Origin of the sequence: Hansschlegelia sp. KR7-227 (genome assembly GCF_049446035.1) — a bacterium.
GTDB lineage: Bacteria > Pseudomonadota > Alphaproteobacteria > Rhizobiales > Methylopilaceae > Methylopila.
Map to the genome: position 1 here is coordinate 686553 of NZ_JBMSEA010000001.1, position 18012 is coordinate 704564.

Sequence of the window (18012 nt, forward strand, 5' to 3'; positions counted from 1 at the left end):
CAATTGAAGAACACTGGCTGGAACAAAATCGATAGAATGAGGTCGTCTTGCGTTGACAATCCCGACTGATCATGTCGAGTATTGTGCGTCGCATCACGGGAGACATCTCCGATGAACCGTCGCCACGCCGCCCGCATCCTCGCGGCGCTGACCCTCGCGGCTCCGCTGTTCGCAGGCGTCGCCCCGGCCGCGGCGCAGACGAAAATCACCAACGTCTCGTATGATCCGACCCGTGAGCTCTACAAGGCGTTCAACGCCGCCTTCGCCAAGAACTGGAAGGCCGAGACCGGCGAGACGATCAGCGTGCAGGCCTCGCATGGCGGCTCGGGCAAGCAGGCGCGCTCCGTGATCGACGGCCTCAACGCGGACGTCGTGACGCTTGCGCTCGCCGCCGACATCGACGCCATCGCCAAGGCGACCGGCAAGCTGCCGGAGAACTGGCAGTCACGGCTGCCGCACAACTCCTCGCCTTACACCTCGACGATCGTGTTTCTGGTCCGCAAGGGCAATCCGAAGGGCGTCAAGGACTGGGACGACCTCGTGAAGCCCGACGTCCAGGTGATCACGCCGAACCCCAAGACCTCGGGCGGCGCGCGCTGGAACTACCTCGCCGCCTGGGCCTACGCCCGCGAGAAAAACGGCGGCGACGAGACGAAGGCGCAGGCCTTCGTCGCCGATCTCTTCAAGCACGTGCCGGTGCTCGACAGCGGCGCCCGAGGGTCGACCACGACCTTCGCGCAGCGCGAGATCGGCGACGTGCTGCTCGCCTGGGAGAACGAGGCCTTCCTGTCCTTCAAGGAGTTCGGCGAGGACAAGTTCGAGATCGTCTATCCCTCGATCTCCATCCTGGCCGAGCCGCCGGTCGCGATCGTCGACGCCAATGTGGACAAGAACGGCACGCGCAAGGCGGCCGAGGCCTATCTGAACCTGCTGTACGACCGGGAAGGTCAGACCATCGCCGCCAAGAATTTCTATCGGCCGATCAAGCCCGAACTCGCCGACAAGGCCGACGTCGCCAGGTTCAAGGAGCTGAAGCTCGTCACGATCGACAAGGATTTCGGCGGCTGGAAGAAGGCGCAGGTCGAACATTTCGGCGACGGCGGCACCTTCGACCAGATCTACAAGCCGAAGTAGCCCGCGGGTTCTCCCTCACCTTGGCGCAGCCGGTCCGGCGCCGGTCGCGGCTTTCTGCGTCCGAGCCGCCTCTGAGGTTTTCGTGTCGAACGCACCCTTCAGCATCGCCGCGGACGGCGCGTCCGGGCCCGAGACGCTCGGCGCCGCCGCCCGCAAGACACGACGGGGACGCATGAGGACGCTGCGTTTCCGCTCCCCAAGCGCCATCCCGGGCTTCGGCCTGACCTACGGCTTCGTCTGGCTCTATCTCAGCCTGGTCATTCTCCTGCCTCTCGGCGCGGTCGTGCTGTGGGCGGCGTCGCTCGGACCGGCGCGGATCCTCGCCATCGCGATGGAGCCGCGCACCTTCGCGGCGCTCAAGGTCTCGTTCGGCCTGTCGCTCGCGGCGGCGGCCCTCAACGCCGTGTTCGGGCTGATCGTCGCCTGGGCGCTGACGCGCTACCGCTTTCCCGGGCGGCGTCTGCTCGACGCCGCGGTCGACCTGCCGTTCGCGCTCCCGACCGCGGTCGCCGGCATCGCGCTCACCGCGATCTACGCGCCGAACGGGCTGGTCGGCTCCCTCCTGCCGTTCAAGGTCGCCTTCACGCCGCTCGGCATCTTCGTCGCGCTGGTGTTCATCGGCCTGCCCTTCGTCGTCCGCACGTTGCAGCCGGTGCTGGCCGACGTCGACCGTGAGCTCGAGGAGGCGTCGGCGACGCTCGGGGCGACGCGCATGGTCACCGTGTTCCGCGTCGTGCTCCCGACGCTGCTGCCGTCGCTGATGACGGGCTTCGCGCTCGCCTTCGCCCGGGCGGTCGGCGAATACGGCTCGGTGATCTTCATCGCCGGGAACATCCCTTACGTCTCCGAGATCGCGCCCCTGCTGATCATCATGCGGCTCGAGGAGTTCGACTACGCCTCGGCGACGGCGATCGCGACGATCATGCTCGCTTTGTCCTTCGCGCTCCTGCTGCTCATCAACCTGATCGAATCATGGTCGCGCCGGAGGCTTGGACATGCCCGCTGAAGCCGCCATGCGCCTGCCGAGCCCGACGAGCGAGAGCCCGGCCGCCCGAGCCGCGGTGATCGCGGTCGCCGTCGGCTTCCTCGCCTTCTTCCTCATGCTCCCGCTGTTCGCGGTGTTCGCGGAAGGCCTTCGCGGCGGCGTCGCGCAGTATCTCGAATCCTTCGAGGACTCCGACACGCTGGCCGCGATCCAGCTCACCGTCACGGTCGCCGCCATCGCTGTGCCGCTCAACATCGTCTTCGGGCTGGCGGCGTCCTGGGCGATCACGAAGTTCGACTTCTGGGGAAAGAGCTTCCTCATCACCCTGATCGACCTGCCATTCTCGGTTTCGCCGGTCGTTTCGGGCATGTGCTACGTCATTCTCTTCGGAGCGAACGGCTATCTCGGCCCCTGGCTCGTGAAGCATGACGTCCAGATCATCTTCGCGGTCCCAGGCATCGTGCTCGCCACCATGTTCGTCACCTTCCCCTTCGTCGCGCGCGAGCTGATCCCGCTGATGCAGGAGCAGGGCACGAGCGAGGAGGAGGCGGCGCTGTCGCTGGGCGCCGGCGGCTTCCGGACCTTCTGGTCGGTCACGCTGCCCAATGTGCGCTGGGCGCTGCTCTACGGCGTGCTGCTCTGCAACGCCCGCGCGATGGGCGAGTTCGGGGCGGTCTCGGTGGTCTCCGGCCATCTCCGGGGCGTGACGAACACGGTGCCGCTGCAGGTCGAGATCCTCTACAACGACTACAACTTCATCGCCGCCTTCGCGGTCGCCTCGGTGCTGGCGGGCCTCGGCCTCGTCACGCTCGCGATCAAGTCGGGGCTCGAATGGCGCTACGGAGACGAGATCTCCGCGGCCCACCGCCACTGAACGGACGGAGCGAACCGATGGACCTCAAGATTCGGAATCTCCGCAAGGAGTATGGCCAGTTCCCGGCGCTGAACGGGGTCAACCTCGACATCCGCTCGGGCGAACTGATCGCGCTGCTCGGACCTTCGGGGTCCGGAAAGACGACGCTGCTGCGCTCCATCGCGGGGCTCGAGATTCCGGATGGCGGGCAGATCCTGTTCGGCGATCTCGACGCCTCGCACCGCAGCGTCCAGGAGCGCAATGTCGGCTTCGTGTTCCAGCACTATGCGCTGTTCCGGCACATGAAGGTGTTCGACAACATCGCCTTCGGCCTCAGGGTGCGCGGCCGCGCGCGGCGCCCCGCCGAGAGCGAGATCCGCCGCAAGGTGCTCGAGCTGCTCGATCTCGTGCAGCTGAAAGGCCTGGAAGGCCGCTATCCCGCGCAGCTTTCGGGCGGCCAGCGCCAGCGCGTCGCGCTCGCCCGCGCGCTCGCCATCGAACCGCAGGTGCTGCTGCTCGACGAGCCCTTCGGCGCGCTTGACGCCCAGGTGCGCAAAGAGCTCAGGCGCTGGCTGCGTCAGATCCACGACGAGACCGGCCACACCACGGTCTTCGTCACCCATGACCAGGAGGAGGCGCTCGAGCTCGCCGACCGCGTCGCCATCCTGCACAAAGGCGACCTGCAGCAGGTCGGCTCCCCGGACGACGTGTACGACCGGCCGGAGACGCCCTTCGTCTACGCCTTCATCGGCGAATCGACCTCTCTGCCCGTGACGGTCAGGAACGGCGTCGCCTCGCTCGACGGCGCGCCGCTCGCTTTGTCGCGGGTTGAGGCCCCCGACGGGCCGGCGCGCATCCATGTCCGGCCCCAGGACATCGTGATCGGCCCGGACGACGGATCGGCGACGACGCGGGGCCAGATCGTCGCCCTGCGGCGCACCGGCGCCTATCGCCGGGCGGACCTTGCCGTCGGCGACCGGCGCACCCGGATCGAGGCGCTGCTCGCCCCCGAGGTCGAGGTGGCCGTCGGCGACAGGGTCGGGATCGCCTTCCAGCGCTTCGCGGCCTTCCCCGAGACCAACGAACCGCCGAAGCTCGGCCTCGCGCGCAAGGCGGCCTGAGCCGCCGCCGGAACGCAGGCGCGCGCGATCGCGCTTACGCGCCGGCCGCTTCGGCGGCTAGTGTCCGCCGAGGCGGCGCCCGAGGAGATTCGGGCCCACGAGGCGGGACGGCGGCGCGATGAACCAGAATGTGGCGTAAGGCGGCCTCCGTCGGCGGGCTGACGCTGGTCTCGCGCGCCTTCGGCTTCGCGCGCGACATCCTGATGGCGGCGCTGCTCGGCGCGGGGCCGCTCGCCGACGCCTTCATGGTCGCCTTCCGCCTGCCCAACCATTTCCGCGCGATCTTCGCCGAGGGCGCGTTCAACGCCGCGTTCGTGCCGCGCTACACCCGAGCCTTGACGCGGGAGGGGGAGGGCGCCGCGAAGGGCTTCGCGGAGGACGTGCTGGCGCTGACCGTCACGGCTCAGCTCGTCCTGCTGGTGCTGGCGCTCGCTTTCGCGCCGCTCGTGGTCGCGGCGCTCGCGCCCGGGTTCTCCGAGGAGCCCGGCCAGCTCGCGCTGACCGCGGGCCTCACCCGCATCACGTTCCCCTATCTGCTCCTAATCTCCGTGATGACGCTGATCGCGGCCGTGCTCAACGCCCATGACCGGTTCGCGGCGGCGGCTTCGGCGTCGATCCTGCTCAACGTCTGCATGATCGGCGCGCTGCTGCTGAAGGATTTCTTCCCGACCGTCGCGCACGCGCTTGCGGTCGGCGTGCTGGTCTCGGGCTTCGCCCAGCTCGGGCTCGTCTGGTGGGACCTCCGCCGCTCCGGACGTTCGCTGAAGCTCCGGCTTCCCAGGATCACCGCGAACGTCCGGGAGTTCCTGCGCGGCTTCGGCCCCGCGGTGATCGGCTCCGCGGGCATCCAGATCGCGATGTTCGCCGACACGATCATCGCCTCGTTCCTGCCGACGGGTTCGGTGTCCTACCTGTATTACGCCGACCGGCTCTACCAGCTGCCGCTCGGGGTCGTCGGCATCGCGATCGGCACGGTGCTGCTTCCGGAGCTCGCGCGCCGCATCGCGGCCGACGACATGGCCGGCGCCCGCGCGCAGCTCAACCGCGCGCTCGAGGGCGCGCTCTTGATGTCGCTGCCCTTCGTCGCGCTGTTCGCGGCCGCCTCCGGCCCCGTGGTCGCGGCGCTGTTCGGGCGCGGCGCGTTCGACGCTAAGGCGGTAGAAGGAGCGGCGGCGGCTCTGCAGGCCTATGCGGTCGGCCTGCCCGCCGTCATCGCGGTGGGCTGCGTCACGCGCGCCTTCCAGGCCTCGGGGGACACGGTTACGCCCGTCAAGGCTCTCGCGGTCGCGACCATCGCCAATGTGACGCTGAAGGTGCTTCTGGTGGGCTCGTTCCTGCACGCCGGCCTCGCCTTGGCGACGTCCGTCGGCGCCTGGGTCAACCTCGCTTTGCTCGTCGGCCTCCTCACGCGGCGGAAGGGTTTTGCGCCCGACCGCCGGTTCTGGCTCGCCATGGCCGCGCTCGCCCTCGCCACGGCCGCCTCCGTCGGCGCGATCCGGCTGACGCTGGGCCCGGCGGCGCGACTGAGCGGCGTCATTCCGCAGTTCCCGGATCTCGCGCCAGCGGCGGCGATCGGCCTGGCCGCGGTCGCCGCCTACGCCGCGATCGCAGGTCCGGGCTTCCTTCTGGCGCGAAGAGCCGCCCGCGGCTGACCTTCGCGGACGGCGAAACGGCGACGCGCCCCGGGGCCGAGCCGGCGATCCCGCGACCCGTTGGCGCCGGGCGCCGGCGAGCTATAAGCCAAGCGGGCCGCGCCCGCCGCCTCATCCCTGACCCCGGACCGCCTCCCATGCCGATCACAGACACCGTCGACGCTTTCGTCGCCCATGGACTCGTCGAGCGCGCGCCGACCGGCGAGGGTCCGCTGTCCGGCCTGATCTTCGCGCTGAAAGACCTGTTCGACCTCGAAGGCGTGAAGACCGGCTTCGGCAGCCCGGAATGGCTCGCCACCCACGACGCGCCGGTCCGCACGGCGCCGGCGGCGCAGCGCCTGCTCGACGCCGGCGCCCGCCTCGTCGGCAAGACCCACACCGACGAGATGGCCTGGAGCCTGAACGGCGAAAACGCCCATTACGGGACGCCGGTCAACGTCGCGGCCCCCGGCCGGATTCCCGGCGGCTCCTCGTCCGGCTCGGCCGCCGCGACGGCGGCGGGTCTGGTCGACTTCGCCGTGGGCTCCGACACCGGCGGCTCCGTTCGTCTGCCGGCGAGCTATTGCGGGGTCTACGGGCTTCGACCGACGCATGGCCGCATTTCGCTCGAGGGCTCCGCGCCGCTCGCGCCGAGCTACGACACGGTCGGCTGGTTCGCGCGCGATCCGGATCTGCTCCGGCGGGTCGGACGGGTCCTGCTCGACCCGGCGAGTGACGCGCCCGCGCCCACTCGGCTGCTCGTCGCCGACGACCTGTTCGCCAAGGCCGACGCGCCCGTGCGGGCGGCGTTGCAGCCGTCGCTCGACCGGCTCGTCGGCCTGTTCGGCGGAGCGGAGCATGTCATCGTCCAAACCGAGATCGGCATGGCCTGGCGCGAGATCTTCCGCCTGATCCAGTCCGGCGAGGCGTGGGCCGCGCATGCGGATTGGGTCCGCGCGGCGAAGCCCGCCTTCGGCCCGGGCGTGAAGGAGAGGTTCGAGGCGGCCTCGACATTGTCCGCCGCGGAGCTCGACGCCGCGCGTGCGGCTCGGCAGCGCGCGCGGGCGCGGATGGAGGAGCTCGTCGGACCGGGAACCGTCCTTGCGCTGCCGACCTCGCCCGGGGTCGCGCCCTTGCGCGGAACCCCGGAGCCGACGCTCAACGACTTCCGCGGACGCGCGCTCGAGCTGTTGTGCTGCGCCGGTCACGCCGGAATGCCGCAGATCTCGCTGCCGCTGGCGAAGGTCGACGGGCTCCCGGTCGGACTGTCGATCATCGCGGCGCGCGGCTGCGACGAGGCCCTGCTCGACCTCGCGGTGCGGATGGGGCGGCCGTAAGGCTCCGATCAGCGGGCGGGACCGATCTCCAGGTCTCCCAAGGGCGCCGCCCGCATAGGCCTTGGCCGCGCGCGCGCCGGCGTGTCCCGCGCCCGGCCGACGCGCGACAGGAGGATCACCGGCAGCAGCCCCACGGCCACGATGATGAGGGCGGCGACCGCCCCGTCCTCGTAGGTCCCGCGCGCCGCCTCGCCATAGAGATGGGTCGCGAGCGTTTCGAAATTGAGCGGGCGGATCAGAAGCGTCGCCGGCAGCTCTTTCAGGCAGTCCACGAACACCAGCAGCGCGGCGGCGGCGAGCGCGCTCTTCGACAGCGGCAGATGCACCTTGAGATAGGCGCCGGCCGCGGTCTGTCCGAGGGTGCGCGCCGCGCCGTCGACCGAAGGCGGGATGCGCGCCAGTCCGCTCTCCGCGCCGCCGACGCCGATGGCGAGAAAGCGGATCGTGTAAGCCGCGACCAGCGCGGTCCCCGTGCTGATCAGCGCCACGCCGGCCTGCGCGCCGAAACCCGCTTGCGCCGCCGCCGCGATCAGGCCGTCAAGCGCGCCGACCGGGCCGAGAAGTCCGATCACGACCACCGTTCCCGGCATGGCGTAGCCGAGCGCGGCGATGCGCGCGAAGGCCGGGGTCCCGGATCGGGGCGCGAGGCGGGCGGCGAAGGCCGCGAGCGCGCCCAGCGCGACGACCATCACGGTGGCCGCCGACGAGACCAGCACGGTGTTCAGGATCTCGCGGGGAATCTCGTCGGAGAGGCCGGCGAAGCTCACGCGCTTGGCCGCCTGGACCGCGACGTGGGCCGCGGGCGCGAAGAAGCCGAAAAGGACGGGCAAGAGGCAAAAGCAAAGCGCCAGCGCGGCCTGCAGCGGCGGCAGCCGCCGCGGGGTCATCCGGCGGGCGCCATGGCCCGCCGTCGCGAAGCGCTGCCGACGACGCGCCCAACGCTCCAGCGCGATCAGCGCGGTGACGAGGGCGAGCATGACCAGAGCGATCTGCGCCGCGCTGCCGAGGTCCGAGCGCGTCACCCAGGTCGTGTAGATCGACACCGTCAGGGTGCGGACGCCAAGAAACTCCGAGGCGCCGATGTCGTTCAGCGCCTCCATGAGGGCGAGGCTCACGCCGAGCGCGACGCCCGGGCGGGCGAGCGGCAGCGCGACGCGCCAGAAAGCGGAGCGTCGGCTCATGCCGAGCGTCCGCGCCGCCTCGATCAGTCCGGCCGACTGCGTCAGGAACACCGCTCGGACCGAGAGATAGACGTAAGGGTAGAGCACGAGCCCGAGCAGCAGCACGCAGCCGGTCATGGAGCGAAGGTCGGGCAGCCGGAAGTCGCGCGGGCTGGAGTAGCCAAGCAGAGCCCGGATCGCGCTTTGGGCGGGGCCGACCGGGTGCAGCAGGTCGAGATAGGCGTAAGCCACGACATAAGTGGGGATCGCGAGCGGCAGCAGCAGCGCCCATTCGAGCGCCCGCCGGCCGGGAAAGTCATAGGCCGTGACGAGCCACGCCGTCCCGCAGCCGACGACCGACACGAACAGGCCGACGCCGAAGAGCAGCGTCGCGGTCTGGAGCGCCGCGTCCGGCAGCACATGGGCGATCAGATGCGGCCACTGGGCGAACGACCCGCCGAGCGCGGTCGCGACGAGCGACAGCACCGGCGCCGCCGGCAGGAGCGCGACGCCGCCTGCGGCGACGATCCAGCCGAGATGGCGGGGCGGGGTCCGGCGGGGGCTCCCGGCGGACGCCTGTGCGGCGGTCACGCCGGACGCGTCAGGAGAACGACGCCGTCATCTGTCGAAACCCACCTTGTCGACGAGTTCGCTCGCCTCTCTGCGGTGCGCGGCGATGGTCGCGAGCGGGGTGTCGTCGATCTTGAGCTCGCCGAGCTCGGCGATCAGCGGATCCGGCGCGACGCCCGCCTTGACGGGATACTCGTAATTAGCTTCGGCGTAGATCTTCTGCGCCTCGTCGGACACCAGGAATTCGAGCAGCTTGACGGCCGCGTCCCGGTTCGGCGCGTTCTTCGCGATCGCCGCGCCCGAGATGTTCACATGCGTGCCGCCATTCGCGAAGGTGGGCAGCACGACCTTGATCGCCTTGCCCCATTCCTGCTGGTCCTTGCCGCCCTTTCCGCTGCGCATCAGGCCGACATAATAGGTGTTGGCGACGCCGATCTCGCAGAGGCCTCCCAGAATGTCGCGGGCGACGTCGCGGTCGCCTCCGCCGGCCTTGCGGGCGAGATTGGCCTTCACGCCGCTCAGCCACGCCTCCGTCGCCGCCGCGCCGCGCTTCGCGACGAAGGCTGCGATCAGCGCGGTGTTGTAGGGGTGCTGGCCGGCGCGGATGCAGACCTTGCCCTTCCACTTCGGGTCCGCGAGCTCCTCATAGGTGAAGCTCGTCAGGTCGAGGTCCTTGGCGGCGTAGAGCGCCCGGGCGCGCAGCGACAGGCCGAACCACCGGCCGTCGGCGTCGCGCAGAGGGGCAGGGATCGCCTGCTCCAGCGCCGCGGACTTGGTCGGTTGGGTGACGCCCTTGTCCACGAGATCGACGAGGTTGCCGAAGTCGACCGTCATCAGCACGTCGGCCGGCGAGCCTTCGCCCTCGGCCTTCACCCGCTCGGCCAGCCCGTCCTTCAGGAACACGGTGTTGACCTTGGTCCCGCTCTCTTTTTCGAAGGTCTCGAGCAGCGGCTTGATCAGCCCCGGCTCGCGGGTCGTGTAGAGGTTGACCTCGGCCGCGGAAGCGAATCCCGGCGTCGCCCAGGCTGCGCATCCGGCGACCATCAGACGGATGAAACGTCGCGCGCTCAATGTGATCTCCTCATACAACGCCGCGAGCTCCACGGCCGCCGAGCAATGGCGACATGGCGCGGCCAAGATCAAGCGCTCTATATTAGAGTGGTTCTAAGTCGTTGCTCGGGACGAGCCCCGCGGGCGGGGCCGCGCAACCTAAGACGCGGCGCTATCGGGACTTGGGCGCGTTCGGAAAGACCAGTCCCTCCGAAGGATTGACGCAGATGTGAACAAGTTCCCCGACCTCGCAGGCGGGCGCATCGGCCGTCTCGGCGCGGATCGGGTCATCGACGCCCTCGACGCGCAGAAGCAACTCGTGGGCGTGGCCTACGAAATGCCGCGCGAGGAGACGGGCGGGGACGCCGCCGCCGGCCCCGACCAGCCGCACATGCCGGGCGCGGACGAACACGGTCGCGGCCTCCCCGTCGCCAAGGAAGGCCGGGGCCGGAAAAACGCCAAGCCGCGTCTGGACCACGCCGTCGACGCGCCGGCCGGGGAGGGCGGTCGCCGCGCAGAAGAAATCGGCGACCTCCGGGAAGGCCGGACGTGCGTACAGCTCTTCCGCGGGGCCGATCTGGAGAATCGAGCCGGAGCGCATGACCGCGACGCGATCGCCGCTCGCCATCGCCTCCTGCGGGTCGTGGGTCACGAGGATCGCGGTGGCGCCGACGTCGCGGATCAGGCTGAGCGTGCGCTCGCGGACCCGAGCGCCGAGCCGCCGGTCGAGATTCGAGAACGGCTCGTCCATCAGCAGCACGGCGGGCCGCGGCGCGAGCGCCCGAGCGAGAGCGACCCGCTGCTGCTCGCCGCCCGACAGCTCATGCGGAAAGCGCTCCGCGAAGCCTTCGAGGCCGACGCGCTCCAGCCAGTCGCCCACGACCCTGTCGCGGGCTTTGCCGCGCACGCCGAAGAGCACATTGTCGGCCACCGAGAGATGCGGGAACAGGGCGTAATCCTGGAACATGTAGCCGACCCGGCGGCGCTCGGGCTCGACGAAGCCGGCGGGCCCGGCCACCTGCCGGCCGTCGATCCAGACCTCGCCCGAACTCGGCGCGTCGAGGCCCGCGATCAGCCGCAACAGGGTCGACTTCCCGCAGCCGGATTCGCCCACGAGGCTGAGGATCTCTCCGGCTGCGACCTCCAGCGTGAGATCGTCGAGCACCGGCTTCGATCCGAACGCCTTGGTGAGCGAGCGGAGCCGGACCGGGACGCCGTCGGTCTTTCGTTCGCTCGCTTCGGTCTGGCCCGTCATCGCCGCGTAGAGAGGCGGCGGCGCCGCGCCTGTCAAGAACGGCGGACCGGCGCGGCCGGCGTCGCCGGCCGGGCTCCGTCCCCGCGCTACGGCCCAGGGCTTTGATTCCGGAAAAGGAGGATTACCTCAGCCGCAAACGCGGCAGAGCGGGACCACGGCGATGACGCCCCGAACCATCAAGACGCCGGGACCGGATCATCCGATCTCGATCGAACCCAACCCGGCGCGCGTCGTCGTCACCGTCGCCGGGCGCGTCGTGGCCGACACCGCCGCGGCGCTCACGCTGCGCGAAGCGAACTACCCGCCGGTGCAGTATGTCCCGCTCGCCGACGTCGACGTCGCGCTGCTTCGGCCGACCGACCACGCCACCTACTGCCCCTACAAGGGCGACTGCGCCTATTACAGCATCCCCATCGGCGGTCCGCGGTCCGAGAACGCCGTGTGGACCTATCCGTCGCCGCACCCGGCGGTCGCCGCGATCAAGGACCATGTCGCCTTCTACCCCGACCGCGTCGACCCGGTCCGCTAACGATCCCGACGCCTCTCCTTCCGACTTCACCGGCGCGCAGCGCCCGGAGCCCCCGCGATGACCTTGTCTCTCTACGACGTCACGATCCCGACGCTGCTCCGGGCCCTCGACAATCTCTCCGCGATCCTCGCCAAGGGCGAGGCGTTCGCTCAGTCCGAGGGACTCGATCCGGGCGCGCTCGTGCAGGCGCGCCTCGCTCCGGACATGCTGCCGCTCGCCGGCCAGGTGCAGCGCGCCAGCGACAGCGCCAAGGGGGCCGCGGTCCGGCTGGGCGGCGTCGCCAACGCCCGCTTCGAGGACGTCGAGACGAGCTTCGCCGATCTCTACGCGCGGATCGACAAGACCGTCGCCTTCGTGAAGTCGGCGCCGCGCGAGGCGTTCGAGGGCAAAGAGGACGCCGAGGTGATCCTCCCGACGCCGAGCGGCGACCGTCGCTTCACGGGGCGCGCCTATGCCTTGCAGTTCGTGCTGCCGAACGTGTTCTTCCACGTCACCACGGCCTACGACATCCTGCGCCACAAGGGCGTCCCGCTCGGCAAGCTCGACTATCTCGGGCGCGACTGAGTCGCATGACGAGGCGTAAGGACGCGCGAGGCCGGGGATGACCGTCACGATCTACGGCATCAGGAACTGCGACACGATGAAGAAGGCCCGCGCCTGGCTCGAGGCGCGCGGCGTCGCCTACCGCTTCCACGACTACAGGGCCGACGGTGTCGACCCTTCAAAACTTGAGGAGTGGGAGAGGGCGGTGGGCTGGGAGACGCTGCTCAACCGGGCTGGAACCACCTTCCGCACGCTGCCCGACGCGGACAAGGTCGGGCTCGACGCCGCCAAGGCCTTGGCGCTGATGCTCGCGCAGCCCTCGATGATCAAGCGCCCGGTGCTGGAGGCCGAGGGCAAGCTGCTCGTCGGCTTCAAGCCGGAGATCTACGCGGCGGCGTTCGCGACATGACGCGAGCGCCGCGACGCGCATCCTCACGCCCCTAAATCGTCGGGCGGGGCGATTTCGCCGAGCGCCATCCGCAGATAGGTCGCGACCAACGCGTCGCCCTCGGCGCGGTCGACCGAGACCGCGATCCGCATGGTCGCCTCGCCGAGCTGCATCACGAGGAACGCGGAGGCCTCGAGCGCCGCGGGATCGGCCGCCGGGCGCACGCGCGCCATCGTCTCCGCGAGCAGGGCGCCGTTCACGCGGCTGTTCCCGAGCTCCATCTCGCGTAGGGCCTTGTCGGCCTGCGTCGCCGACCAGACGTCGCGGATCACGGGCTCGGCGAGAAAGATGCCGTAATAGATGCCGATCAACCGGGCGAAGGCCTCGCGCAGCCCGGTCAGATCGCCGACGCCTTTGAACTCCTCGTCCATGCATCGCAGGCCTTCGGCGTTGAAACGCTCGGCCAGGACGCGAACGATCGCCGCCTTGTCCGGGAAGTACTGGTAGAGCGATCCGATCGACACGCCGGCGCGCTCGGCGACCTCGGCCATGCGCAGCGCGTCGCTGCCCTTCTCCGCGATCAACGCCCTGGCCGCGTCCAGGATGGTCTCGACCCGCTCGACGGCGCGGCGCTGGCTTGGCTCGCGCCGCAGCGATCGGGCCGGCGCCTCGGGTTTTGATGACATGAGGAAGGCTCACATGTTTGCTTGACGCGAAGGATATGAGCTTTTATCACATTTCGAATGTGAGGTAAGCTCATATTTCAGGAGGCGATCATGAACGGGCAGGGCGTCGACGGCGGCAAGGCGAAGCCGACACTGGTGGTGGGCGGGTCCGGCAAGACGGGACGGCGGGTGGCGGAGAAGCTGTCGGCGGCGGGATACGCCGTGCGGCTGGGCTCGCGCCAGGCCGATCCGTCCTTCGACTGGGAGCGCGAAGCGGGCTGGGCGCAAGTCCTCGACGGCGTCGGGGCGGCCTACGTGGCCTATTATCCCGACCTCGCGGCGCCCGGCGCGCCGGGCAAGATCAGGGCGTTCGTCGAGCTCGCCCTGGAGATGGGCGTCAAGCGGATCGTTCTGCTCTCCGGCCGGGGCGAGGAAGAGGCGCGACAGTGCGAGCGCGCGCTGACGGAGTCTCGCGCCGACTGGACCATCCTGCGCTGCAGCTGGTTCGCGCAGAATTTCTCCGAGGGCTACATGATCGACGGCGTCCTGTCCGGCGTGCTTGCTCTGCCCGCGGGGCCGGTGGGCGAGCCTTTCGTTGACTGCGACGACATCGCCGACGCGGCCGTGGCCGCGCTGACGGAGGAGGGCCATGTCGGCCGCCTCTACGAGCTCACCGGGCCGCGCCTGCTGACCTTCCGCGAGGCGGCCGACGAGATCGCCGACGCGCTGGGCCGGCCCGTCCAGTTCGACCATGTCCCGGTCGCGGACTACGCCGCGGCGATGCGCGAGCAGCAGATTCCCGAGGAGACGGCGCGGCTCGTCACCTATCTCTTCGACACGGTCCTCGACGGCCGGAACGCCCATATCGCCGATGGCGTGCAGCGGGCCCTCGGCCGGCCGCCCCGCGACTTCCGGGACTACGCCCGCGCGACGGCGGCGTCGGGCGTCTGGAACGCGCCGGTCACGGCCGGGCCGGCGTAACGGGACCCCCGAGGCTGCCGCGCAGGAGGCGTCGTCAGCGCGTGATCACGATGCGCGCGTTGGCCATGCCGCGCGTCCGGACGAGATTGTAGAACGTCGCCGCGGCCTTTGGATGAAGCCGGATGCAGCCATGGCTCGCGGGCCGTCCGAGCGAGCGAAGATAGCCGGTGCCGTGGATCGCGTAGCCGCCACGGAAGAACACGGAATAGGGCATCGGCGACATGTCGTATTTGCGCGAATACCACATCCGCGCGGTTCGATAGGGCCGGAAGCTGCCGGTCGGCGTGACGTAGCCGCGACGCGCGGTGGAGATCGGCCAGGAATAGGTCGGCTCGCCGTCGACCGAGACCACGACGCGCTGTTGCGACAGGCTGATCCGCGCCACGACGCTCGCATTGCCCACAGACGGATACACAGCCAATCCACACAAGAGCGTGGCGGCAACCCACAGAGTCCGCATAACAAATCCTCGTCACGCTCGATCCCGCCCCGAACGCGCCGCAAGTGTGGCGTAAATGCGGCGTCACGTCGAATCACACGGACGCGACGCGTGCCTTGGCATGGCGTCGGGCGTGCCGCTCCGTTAGTCTGGAGCCATTCCGAACAGCGGGTGCGTGCTATGGGCGTTCTAATTCTGGGGCTCGCCGTCTTCCTGGGCGCTCATCTCTTCACCCGGGCGCGGGACGCGCGCGCACGCCTGATCGCGCGGCTCGGCGAGACGCCGTACAAGATCGCCTACGCGCTGGTCTCAGCTCTCGGCCTCGTGCTGATCGTGGTCGGCTACCGCGCCGCGCCCTTCGTGGAGATCTGGGCGCCGCCGGCCTGGACGCGCCATCTCGTCATCACGCTGATGTGGCCGGCCTTCGTGCTGCTGGTCGCGGCCTATCTGCCGGGCAACATCCGCGCGAAGGCCAAGCATCCGATGCTGGCCGCCCTCAAGCTGTGGGCGACGGCCCATCTGATCGCGAACGGCGACCTCGCGAGCATGCTGCTGTTCGGCTCGCTGCTCGCCTATGGCGTGGTCGCCCGCATCCTGCTCAAGCGCGAGGAGCGGAAAAACCCGCCGGTCGTTCGCAAGGGCTCCTGGCAGAACGACGTGATCGCGCTTCTCATCGGAACCGCGCTCTATGCGCTGACCGGCGCGTTCCTGCATCCCATCCTGATCGGCGTTCCCGCCTTCACGCTCTGAGGACAAGGGAAGCAAAGCGTTTGCGGGGGAGGGCCCCCGTCGCTATGGTGCCCGCCGCGCCGCGAGAGCCTGCTCTGCGCGAAGCCTTGCGCATGACTTTTGACTGGAAGCGATGTCCGATATTTTCCATGAGGTTCAGGAGGACCTGCGCCGCGACCGCCTGAAGGCGTTCTGGGACCGCTGGGGCGGGCTCGTTCTCGTCGTGGCCGCGGTCCTCGTCCTCGCCGTGGGCGGATGGCGGGGCTATGAATTCTGGAAGGCGCGCGAATCCGCGGCCGCGGGCGACCGTTTCCAGGCGGCGAGCAAGCTCGCTGAGGACGGCAAGGCCAAGGAGGCCCGCGAGGCGTTCGCGGCCATCGCCGCCGACGGGCCGGCCGGCTATCGGGCGATCGCGAAGCTGCGCGAGGCGAACGAGACGGCCTCCGAAGACCCGGCGGCCGCGCTGAAGCTCTACCAGGCGATCGCCGAGGATTCCGCCTCCGATCCGATGCTGCGCGACGCCGCGCGCGTCCGCGGCGCCTATCTCGCGGTCGACGACGGCACCGCGGAAGATGTCCGCAAGCTCGCCGACCCGCTCGTCGCAGGCTCCGGCCCGTGGCGGCACCTCGCCCGCGAAGCCCTCGGCCTGGCGGCCTACAAAGACGGCGACGCCGCAGCGGCGCGCCGGAATTTCGAAGCCGTCGTATCCGATCCGGACGCGCCGGCCGGCGCCCGCCAGCGCGCCGACCTGATGCTCGCCGTGCTGCCTCCGGCGGAGGCTCCGGCCGCCGCCGCGGGCGCCGACGGCAAACCGACCAACTGACGCGTTTCGGCTTCACCGCCGATCAATGGGGGAACCGCAGTCCGTGACCGAAAGCCGCCTCGTCAAAGTTCTTCGCCTCGCGTTCGCTCTCGTCGTGGTCTCGTCGGTCGCCGGCTGCGACACGCTCTCGGGGATGAACCCCTTCGGCGACAAGAAGAAGCCCCTGCCGGGCGAACGCCGTCCGGTCCCGAAAGTCGCTCCGTCGCCGCCCGACGAGGTGCCTCAGCCCCTTACCTGGCGCATTGAATCCTCCTCGAAACTCGCCTGATCGCCGGCCGGCCGAACCCCGGCCGCCCGAGCCGTTCGGGCCCGTATAAGGCCGCCGTGACAGACGCTCCTTTCGTCACCCTCGCCGTCGTCGGACGTCCGAACGTCGGCAAGTCGACGCTGTTCAATCGGCTCGTCGGCAAGCGCCTCGCGCTGGTCGACGATCGGCCCGGGGTGACGCGCGACCGGCGCGAAGGCGAGGGCAGGCTCGGCGACCTGACCTTCCGCATCGTCGACACCGCGGGTCTCGAGAGCGCCGTCGACGGCTCGCTGGAGGCGCGGATGCGCCTGCAGACGGAGTCGGCGATCGCGGAAGCCGACGTCATTCTCTTCATGGTCGACGGTCGCGCGGGATTGACCGCGGACGACGAGCGATTCGCCGAGCTCGTGCGGAAGTCGCAGCGGCCGGTCCTGCTGCTCGCGAACAAGGCCGAGGGCCGCGCCGGGGTCGACACGGCCTACGAGGCCTATCGCCTCGGCCTTGGCGACCCGATGCCGATCTCCGCCGAGCACGGCGAGGGGCTGGGCGACCTCTACGACGCGCTGAAGCCCTTCTTCCCCGAGCCGGACGAGGATGAGGACGACGAAGAGGAGAGCGGCGAAGGCGCGCCCCTGCGGATCGCGATCGTCGGACGCCCCAACGCCGGCAAGTCGACGCTGGTCAACAACCTCGTCGGCTCGGACCGCATGCTGACGGGCCCGGAAGCCGGCATCACCCGCGACAGCGTCTCGGTCGACTGGGAGTGGCGCGGCCGCAAGGTGCGGCTCGTCGACACCGCCGGCCTGCGCAGGAAGGCGCGCGTCGTCGACAAGCTCGAGAAGCTCTCGGTCGCCGACGCCATCCGCTCGATCAAGTTCGCGGAGGTGGTGGTCCTGCTGCTCGACGCCACCGTGCCGTTCGAGAAGCAGGACCTGTCGATCGCCGACCTCGTGGAGCGCGAGGGCCGGGCGCTCGTCATCGGCCTGAACAAATGGGACCTGATCGACGAGCGCGGTCCGGCGCTCGCGAACGCGCGCGAGGCGCTCGATCGCCTGCTGCCGCAGGTGAGGGGCTGCGCGCTGACCCCGCTCGCCGGCGAAACCGGCGAAGGCGTCGACCGGCTGATGGCGTCGGTCGTCAAGGCGCACGAGGTCTGGAACCGCCGCGTCCCGACCGCCGCGCTGAACCGCTGGCTCGAAGTCACGCTCGAGCGGCACCCGCCGCCCGCCGTCGCGGGCAAGCGCATCAAGCTGCGCTACGCCACCCAGGCCAAGGCGCGGCCGCCCTCCTTCATCATCTTCGGAACGCGCACCAGCGAGCTGCCGACGTCCTATGTCCGCTATCTCGTGAACGGGCTGCGCGAGACCTTCGACCTGCCCGGCGCGCCGATCCGGGTGACGTTCCGAACGGCGGAAAACCCGTACGCGAAGTCCTGAGAGCGGCCGTCCCGCGCCGTCTCTCGTCCGCGCGGCGATCCGCGATCCCCGGACATGCCTCCAGCCCGGATCGGCGACTCGACTCCGGCGGCGGCGTCAAGCGTTTCGGCGTAATCTCGGCGGCCGAATCGTCGCC

Annotated in this window: 19 protein-coding genes; 14 read left to right on the forward strand and 5 right to left on the reverse strand. The window is 70.1% G+C overall.

Annotation, left to right across the window (positions count from 1 at the left end):
* The first annotated feature begins 111 nt into the window (after window positions 1-111).
* The 6 genes from ACO2RJ_RS03230 to ACO2RJ_RS03255 all read left to right on the forward strand — a co-directional run bounded on the left by ACO2RJ_RS03230 (window position 112) and on the right by ACO2RJ_RS03255 (window position 7061).
* Window positions 112-1134, forward strand: a complete 1023-nt coding sequence (locus tag ACO2RJ_RS03230) for a sulfate ABC transporter substrate-binding protein (RefSeq protein ID WP_423266562.1) — start codon at window positions 112-114, stop codon at window positions 1132-1134.
* A 172-nt stretch (window positions 1135-1306) separates the two neighbouring features.
* A complete protein-coding gene (gene cysT / locus ACO2RJ_RS03235; protein ID WP_423268898.1) occupies window positions 1307-2140 on the forward strand; it encodes a sulfate ABC transporter permease subunit CysT in 834 nt (277 codons plus the stop codon).
* Entirely contained in the window at window positions 2130-2993 is an 864-nt protein-coding gene (gene cysW, locus ACO2RJ_RS03240) for a sulfate ABC transporter permease subunit CysW (RefSeq protein WP_423266563.1), read from the forward strand. The genes cysT and cysW overlap by 11 nt, the downstream gene beginning before the upstream one ends.
* 17 nt (window positions 2994-3010) lie before the next feature.
* A complete protein-coding gene (locus tag ACO2RJ_RS03245; RefSeq protein WP_423266564.1) occupies window positions 3011-4093 on the forward strand; it encodes a sulfate/molybdate ABC transporter ATP-binding protein in 1083 nt (360 codons plus the stop codon).
* Window positions 4094-4221: 128 nt separating this feature from the next.
* Window positions 4222-5745, forward strand: coding sequence for a murein biosynthesis integral membrane protein MurJ (murJ, locus tag ACO2RJ_RS03250; RefSeq protein WP_423266565.1), 1524 nt, complete (start codon window positions 4222-4224; stop codon window positions 5743-5745).
* Between the two features lie 137 nt (window positions 5746-5882).
* The gene (locus ACO2RJ_RS03255) at window positions 5883-7061 is read left to right on the forward strand and encodes an amidase (RefSeq protein WP_423266567.1); all 1179 of its coding nucleotides are present in this window, start codon (window positions 5883-5885) and stop codon (window positions 7059-7061) included.
* 8 nt (window positions 7062-7069) lie between these two features.
* On the opposite strand, the gene ACO2RJ_RS03260 is transcribed toward ACO2RJ_RS03255, so the two are convergent.
* The 3 genes from ACO2RJ_RS03260 to ACO2RJ_RS03270 form a co-directional block, all read right to left on the reverse strand.
* On the reverse strand, window positions 7070-8812 hold the full coding sequence (locus ACO2RJ_RS03260; RefSeq protein ID WP_423266568.1) for an ABC transporter permease: 1743 nt from the start codon (window positions 8810-8812) through the stop codon (window positions 7070-7072).
* A gap of 27 nt (window positions 8813-8839) precedes the next feature.
* The gene (locus ACO2RJ_RS03265; RefSeq protein ID WP_423268899.1) at window positions 8840-9835 is read right to left on the reverse strand and encodes a Fe(3+) ABC transporter substrate-binding protein; all 996 of its coding nucleotides are present in this window, start codon (window positions 9833-9835) and stop codon (window positions 8840-8842) included.
* Between the two features lie 178 nt (window positions 9836-10013).
* Window positions 10014-11096: an ABC transporter ATP-binding protein gene (locus ACO2RJ_RS03270; protein ID WP_423266569.1), complete on the reverse strand. Its 1083-nt coding sequence runs from the start codon at window positions 11094-11096 to the stop codon at window positions 10014-10016.
* Between the two features lie 160 nt (window positions 11097-11256).
* On the opposite strand from ACO2RJ_RS03270, the gene ACO2RJ_RS03275 reads away from it, so the two are divergent.
* Genes ACO2RJ_RS03275 through ACO2RJ_RS03285 form a run of 3 tightly spaced genes read left to right on the forward strand, consistent with a single transcriptional unit; the run spans window position 11257 to window position 12577 of the window.
* Complete coding sequence (locus ACO2RJ_RS03275) at window positions 11257-11625, forward strand: DUF427 domain-containing protein (RefSeq protein ID WP_423266570.1); 369 nt, start codon at window positions 11257-11259, stop codon at window positions 11623-11625.
* Window positions 11626-11682: 57 nt separating this feature from the next.
* Window positions 11683-12189, forward strand: a complete 507-nt coding sequence (locus tag ACO2RJ_RS03280; RefSeq protein WP_423266571.1) for a DUF1993 domain-containing protein — start codon at window positions 11683-11685, stop codon at window positions 12187-12189.
* Between the two features lie 37 nt (window positions 12190-12226).
* Window positions 12227-12577 (forward strand): ArsC family reductase, encoded by a 351-nt coding sequence (locus ACO2RJ_RS03285; protein WP_423266572.1) that lies wholly within the window; start codon window positions 12227-12229, stop codon window positions 12575-12577.
* Between the two features lie 23 nt (window positions 12578-12600).
* Here ACO2RJ_RS03285 and ACO2RJ_RS03290 read toward each other — a convergent pair whose 3' ends face one another.
* On the reverse strand, window positions 12601-13242 hold the full coding sequence (locus tag ACO2RJ_RS03290) for a TetR family transcriptional regulator (RefSeq protein WP_423266573.1): 642 nt from the start codon (window positions 13240-13242) through the stop codon (window positions 12601-12603).
* 90 nt (window positions 13243-13332) lie between these two features.
* Here ACO2RJ_RS03290 and ACO2RJ_RS03295 point away from each other — a divergent pair, with 90 nt between their 5' ends.
* Window positions 13333-14202, forward strand: coding sequence for an NAD(P)H-binding protein (locus ACO2RJ_RS03295; RefSeq protein WP_423266574.1), 870 nt, complete (start codon window positions 13333-13335; stop codon window positions 14200-14202).
* Between the two features lie 34 nt (window positions 14203-14236).
* Here ACO2RJ_RS03295 and ACO2RJ_RS03300 read toward each other — a convergent pair whose 3' ends face one another.
* The gene (locus tag ACO2RJ_RS03300) at window positions 14237-14662 is read right to left on the reverse strand and encodes a L,D-transpeptidase (protein WP_423266575.1); all 426 of its coding nucleotides are present in this window, start codon (window positions 14660-14662) and stop codon (window positions 14237-14239) included.
* A gap of 159 nt (window positions 14663-14821) precedes the next feature.
* On the opposite strand from ACO2RJ_RS03300, the gene ACO2RJ_RS03305 reads away from it, so the two are divergent.
* From ACO2RJ_RS03305 to der, 4 genes are all read left to right on the forward strand, one after another.
* Entirely contained in the window at window positions 14822-15391 is a 570-nt protein-coding gene (locus tag ACO2RJ_RS03305; RefSeq protein ID WP_423266576.1) for an NnrU family protein, read from the forward strand.
* Window positions 15392-15503: 112 nt separating this feature from the next.
* The gene (locus ACO2RJ_RS03310) at window positions 15504-16193 is read left to right on the forward strand and encodes a tetratricopeptide repeat protein (protein WP_423266577.1); all 690 of its coding nucleotides are present in this window, start codon (window positions 15504-15506) and stop codon (window positions 16191-16193) included.
* Window positions 16194-16236: 43 nt separating this feature from the next.
* Entirely contained in the window at window positions 16237-16461 is a 225-nt protein-coding gene (locus ACO2RJ_RS03315) for a hypothetical protein (protein WP_423266578.1), read from the forward strand.
* A 56-nt stretch (window positions 16462-16517) separates the two neighbouring features.
* Window positions 16518-17876, forward strand: coding sequence for a ribosome biogenesis GTPase Der (gene der, locus ACO2RJ_RS03320; RefSeq protein ID WP_423266579.1), 1359 nt, complete (start codon window positions 16518-16520; stop codon window positions 17874-17876).
* Window positions 17877-18012: the final 136 nt, after the last annotated feature.

Excerpts from the sequence above, each read along its gene's own strand:
- ACO2RJ_RS03230 (WP_423266562.1), top strand. The coding sequence starts at position 112 with ATGAACCGTCGCCACGCCGCCCGCATCCTCGCGGCGCTGACCCTCGCG.
- cysT (WP_423268898.1), top strand. The coding sequence starts at position 1,307 with ATGAGGACGCTGCGTTTCCGCTCCCCAAGCGCCATCCCGGGCTTCGGC.
- cysW (WP_423266563.1), top strand. The coding sequence starts at position 2,130 with ATGCCCGCTGAAGCCGCCATGCGCCTGCCGAGCCCGACGAGCGAGAGC.
- ACO2RJ_RS03245 (WP_423266564.1), top strand. The coding sequence starts at position 3,011 with ATGGACCTCAAGATTCGGAATCTCCGCAAGGAGTATGGCCAGTTCCCG.
- murJ (WP_423266565.1), top strand. The coding sequence starts at position 4,222 with ATGTGGCGTAAGGCGGCCTCCGTCGGCGGGCTGACGCTGGTCTCGCGC.
- ACO2RJ_RS03255 (WP_423266567.1), top strand. The coding sequence starts at position 5,883 with ATGCCGATCACAGACACCGTCGACGCTTTCGTCGCCCATGGACTCGTC.
- ACO2RJ_RS03265 (WP_423268899.1), bottom strand. The coding sequence starts at position 9,835 with ATGGTCGCCGGATGCGCAGCCTGGGCGACGCCGGGATTCGCTTCCGCG.
- ACO2RJ_RS03270 (WP_423266569.1), bottom strand. The coding sequence starts at position 11,096 with ATGACGGGCCAGACCGAAGCGAGCGAACGAAAGACCGACGGCGTCCCG.
- ACO2RJ_RS03275 (WP_423266570.1), top strand. The coding sequence starts at position 11,257 with ATGACGCCCCGAACCATCAAGACGCCGGGACCGGATCATCCGATCTCG.
- ACO2RJ_RS03280 (WP_423266571.1), top strand. The coding sequence starts at position 11,683 with ATGACCTTGTCTCTCTACGACGTCACGATCCCGACGCTGCTCCGGGCC.
- ACO2RJ_RS03285 (WP_423266572.1), top strand. The coding sequence starts at position 12,227 with ATGACCGTCACGATCTACGGCATCAGGAACTGCGACACGATGAAGAAG.
- ACO2RJ_RS03290 (WP_423266573.1), bottom strand. The coding sequence starts at position 13,242 with ATGTCATCAAAACCCGAGGCGCCGGCCCGATCGCTGCGGCGCGAGCCA.
- ACO2RJ_RS03295 (WP_423266574.1), top strand. The coding sequence starts at position 13,333 with ATGAACGGGCAGGGCGTCGACGGCGGCAAGGCGAAGCCGACACTGGTG.
- ACO2RJ_RS03300 (WP_423266575.1), bottom strand. The coding sequence starts at position 14,662 with ATGCGGACTCTGTGGGTTGCCGCCACGCTCTTGTGTGGATTGGCTGTG.
- ACO2RJ_RS03305 (WP_423266576.1), top strand. The coding sequence starts at position 14,822 with ATGGGCGTTCTAATTCTGGGGCTCGCCGTCTTCCTGGGCGCTCATCTC.
- ACO2RJ_RS03310 (WP_423266577.1), top strand. The coding sequence starts at position 15,504 with ATGTCCGATATTTTCCATGAGGTTCAGGAGGACCTGCGCCGCGACCGC.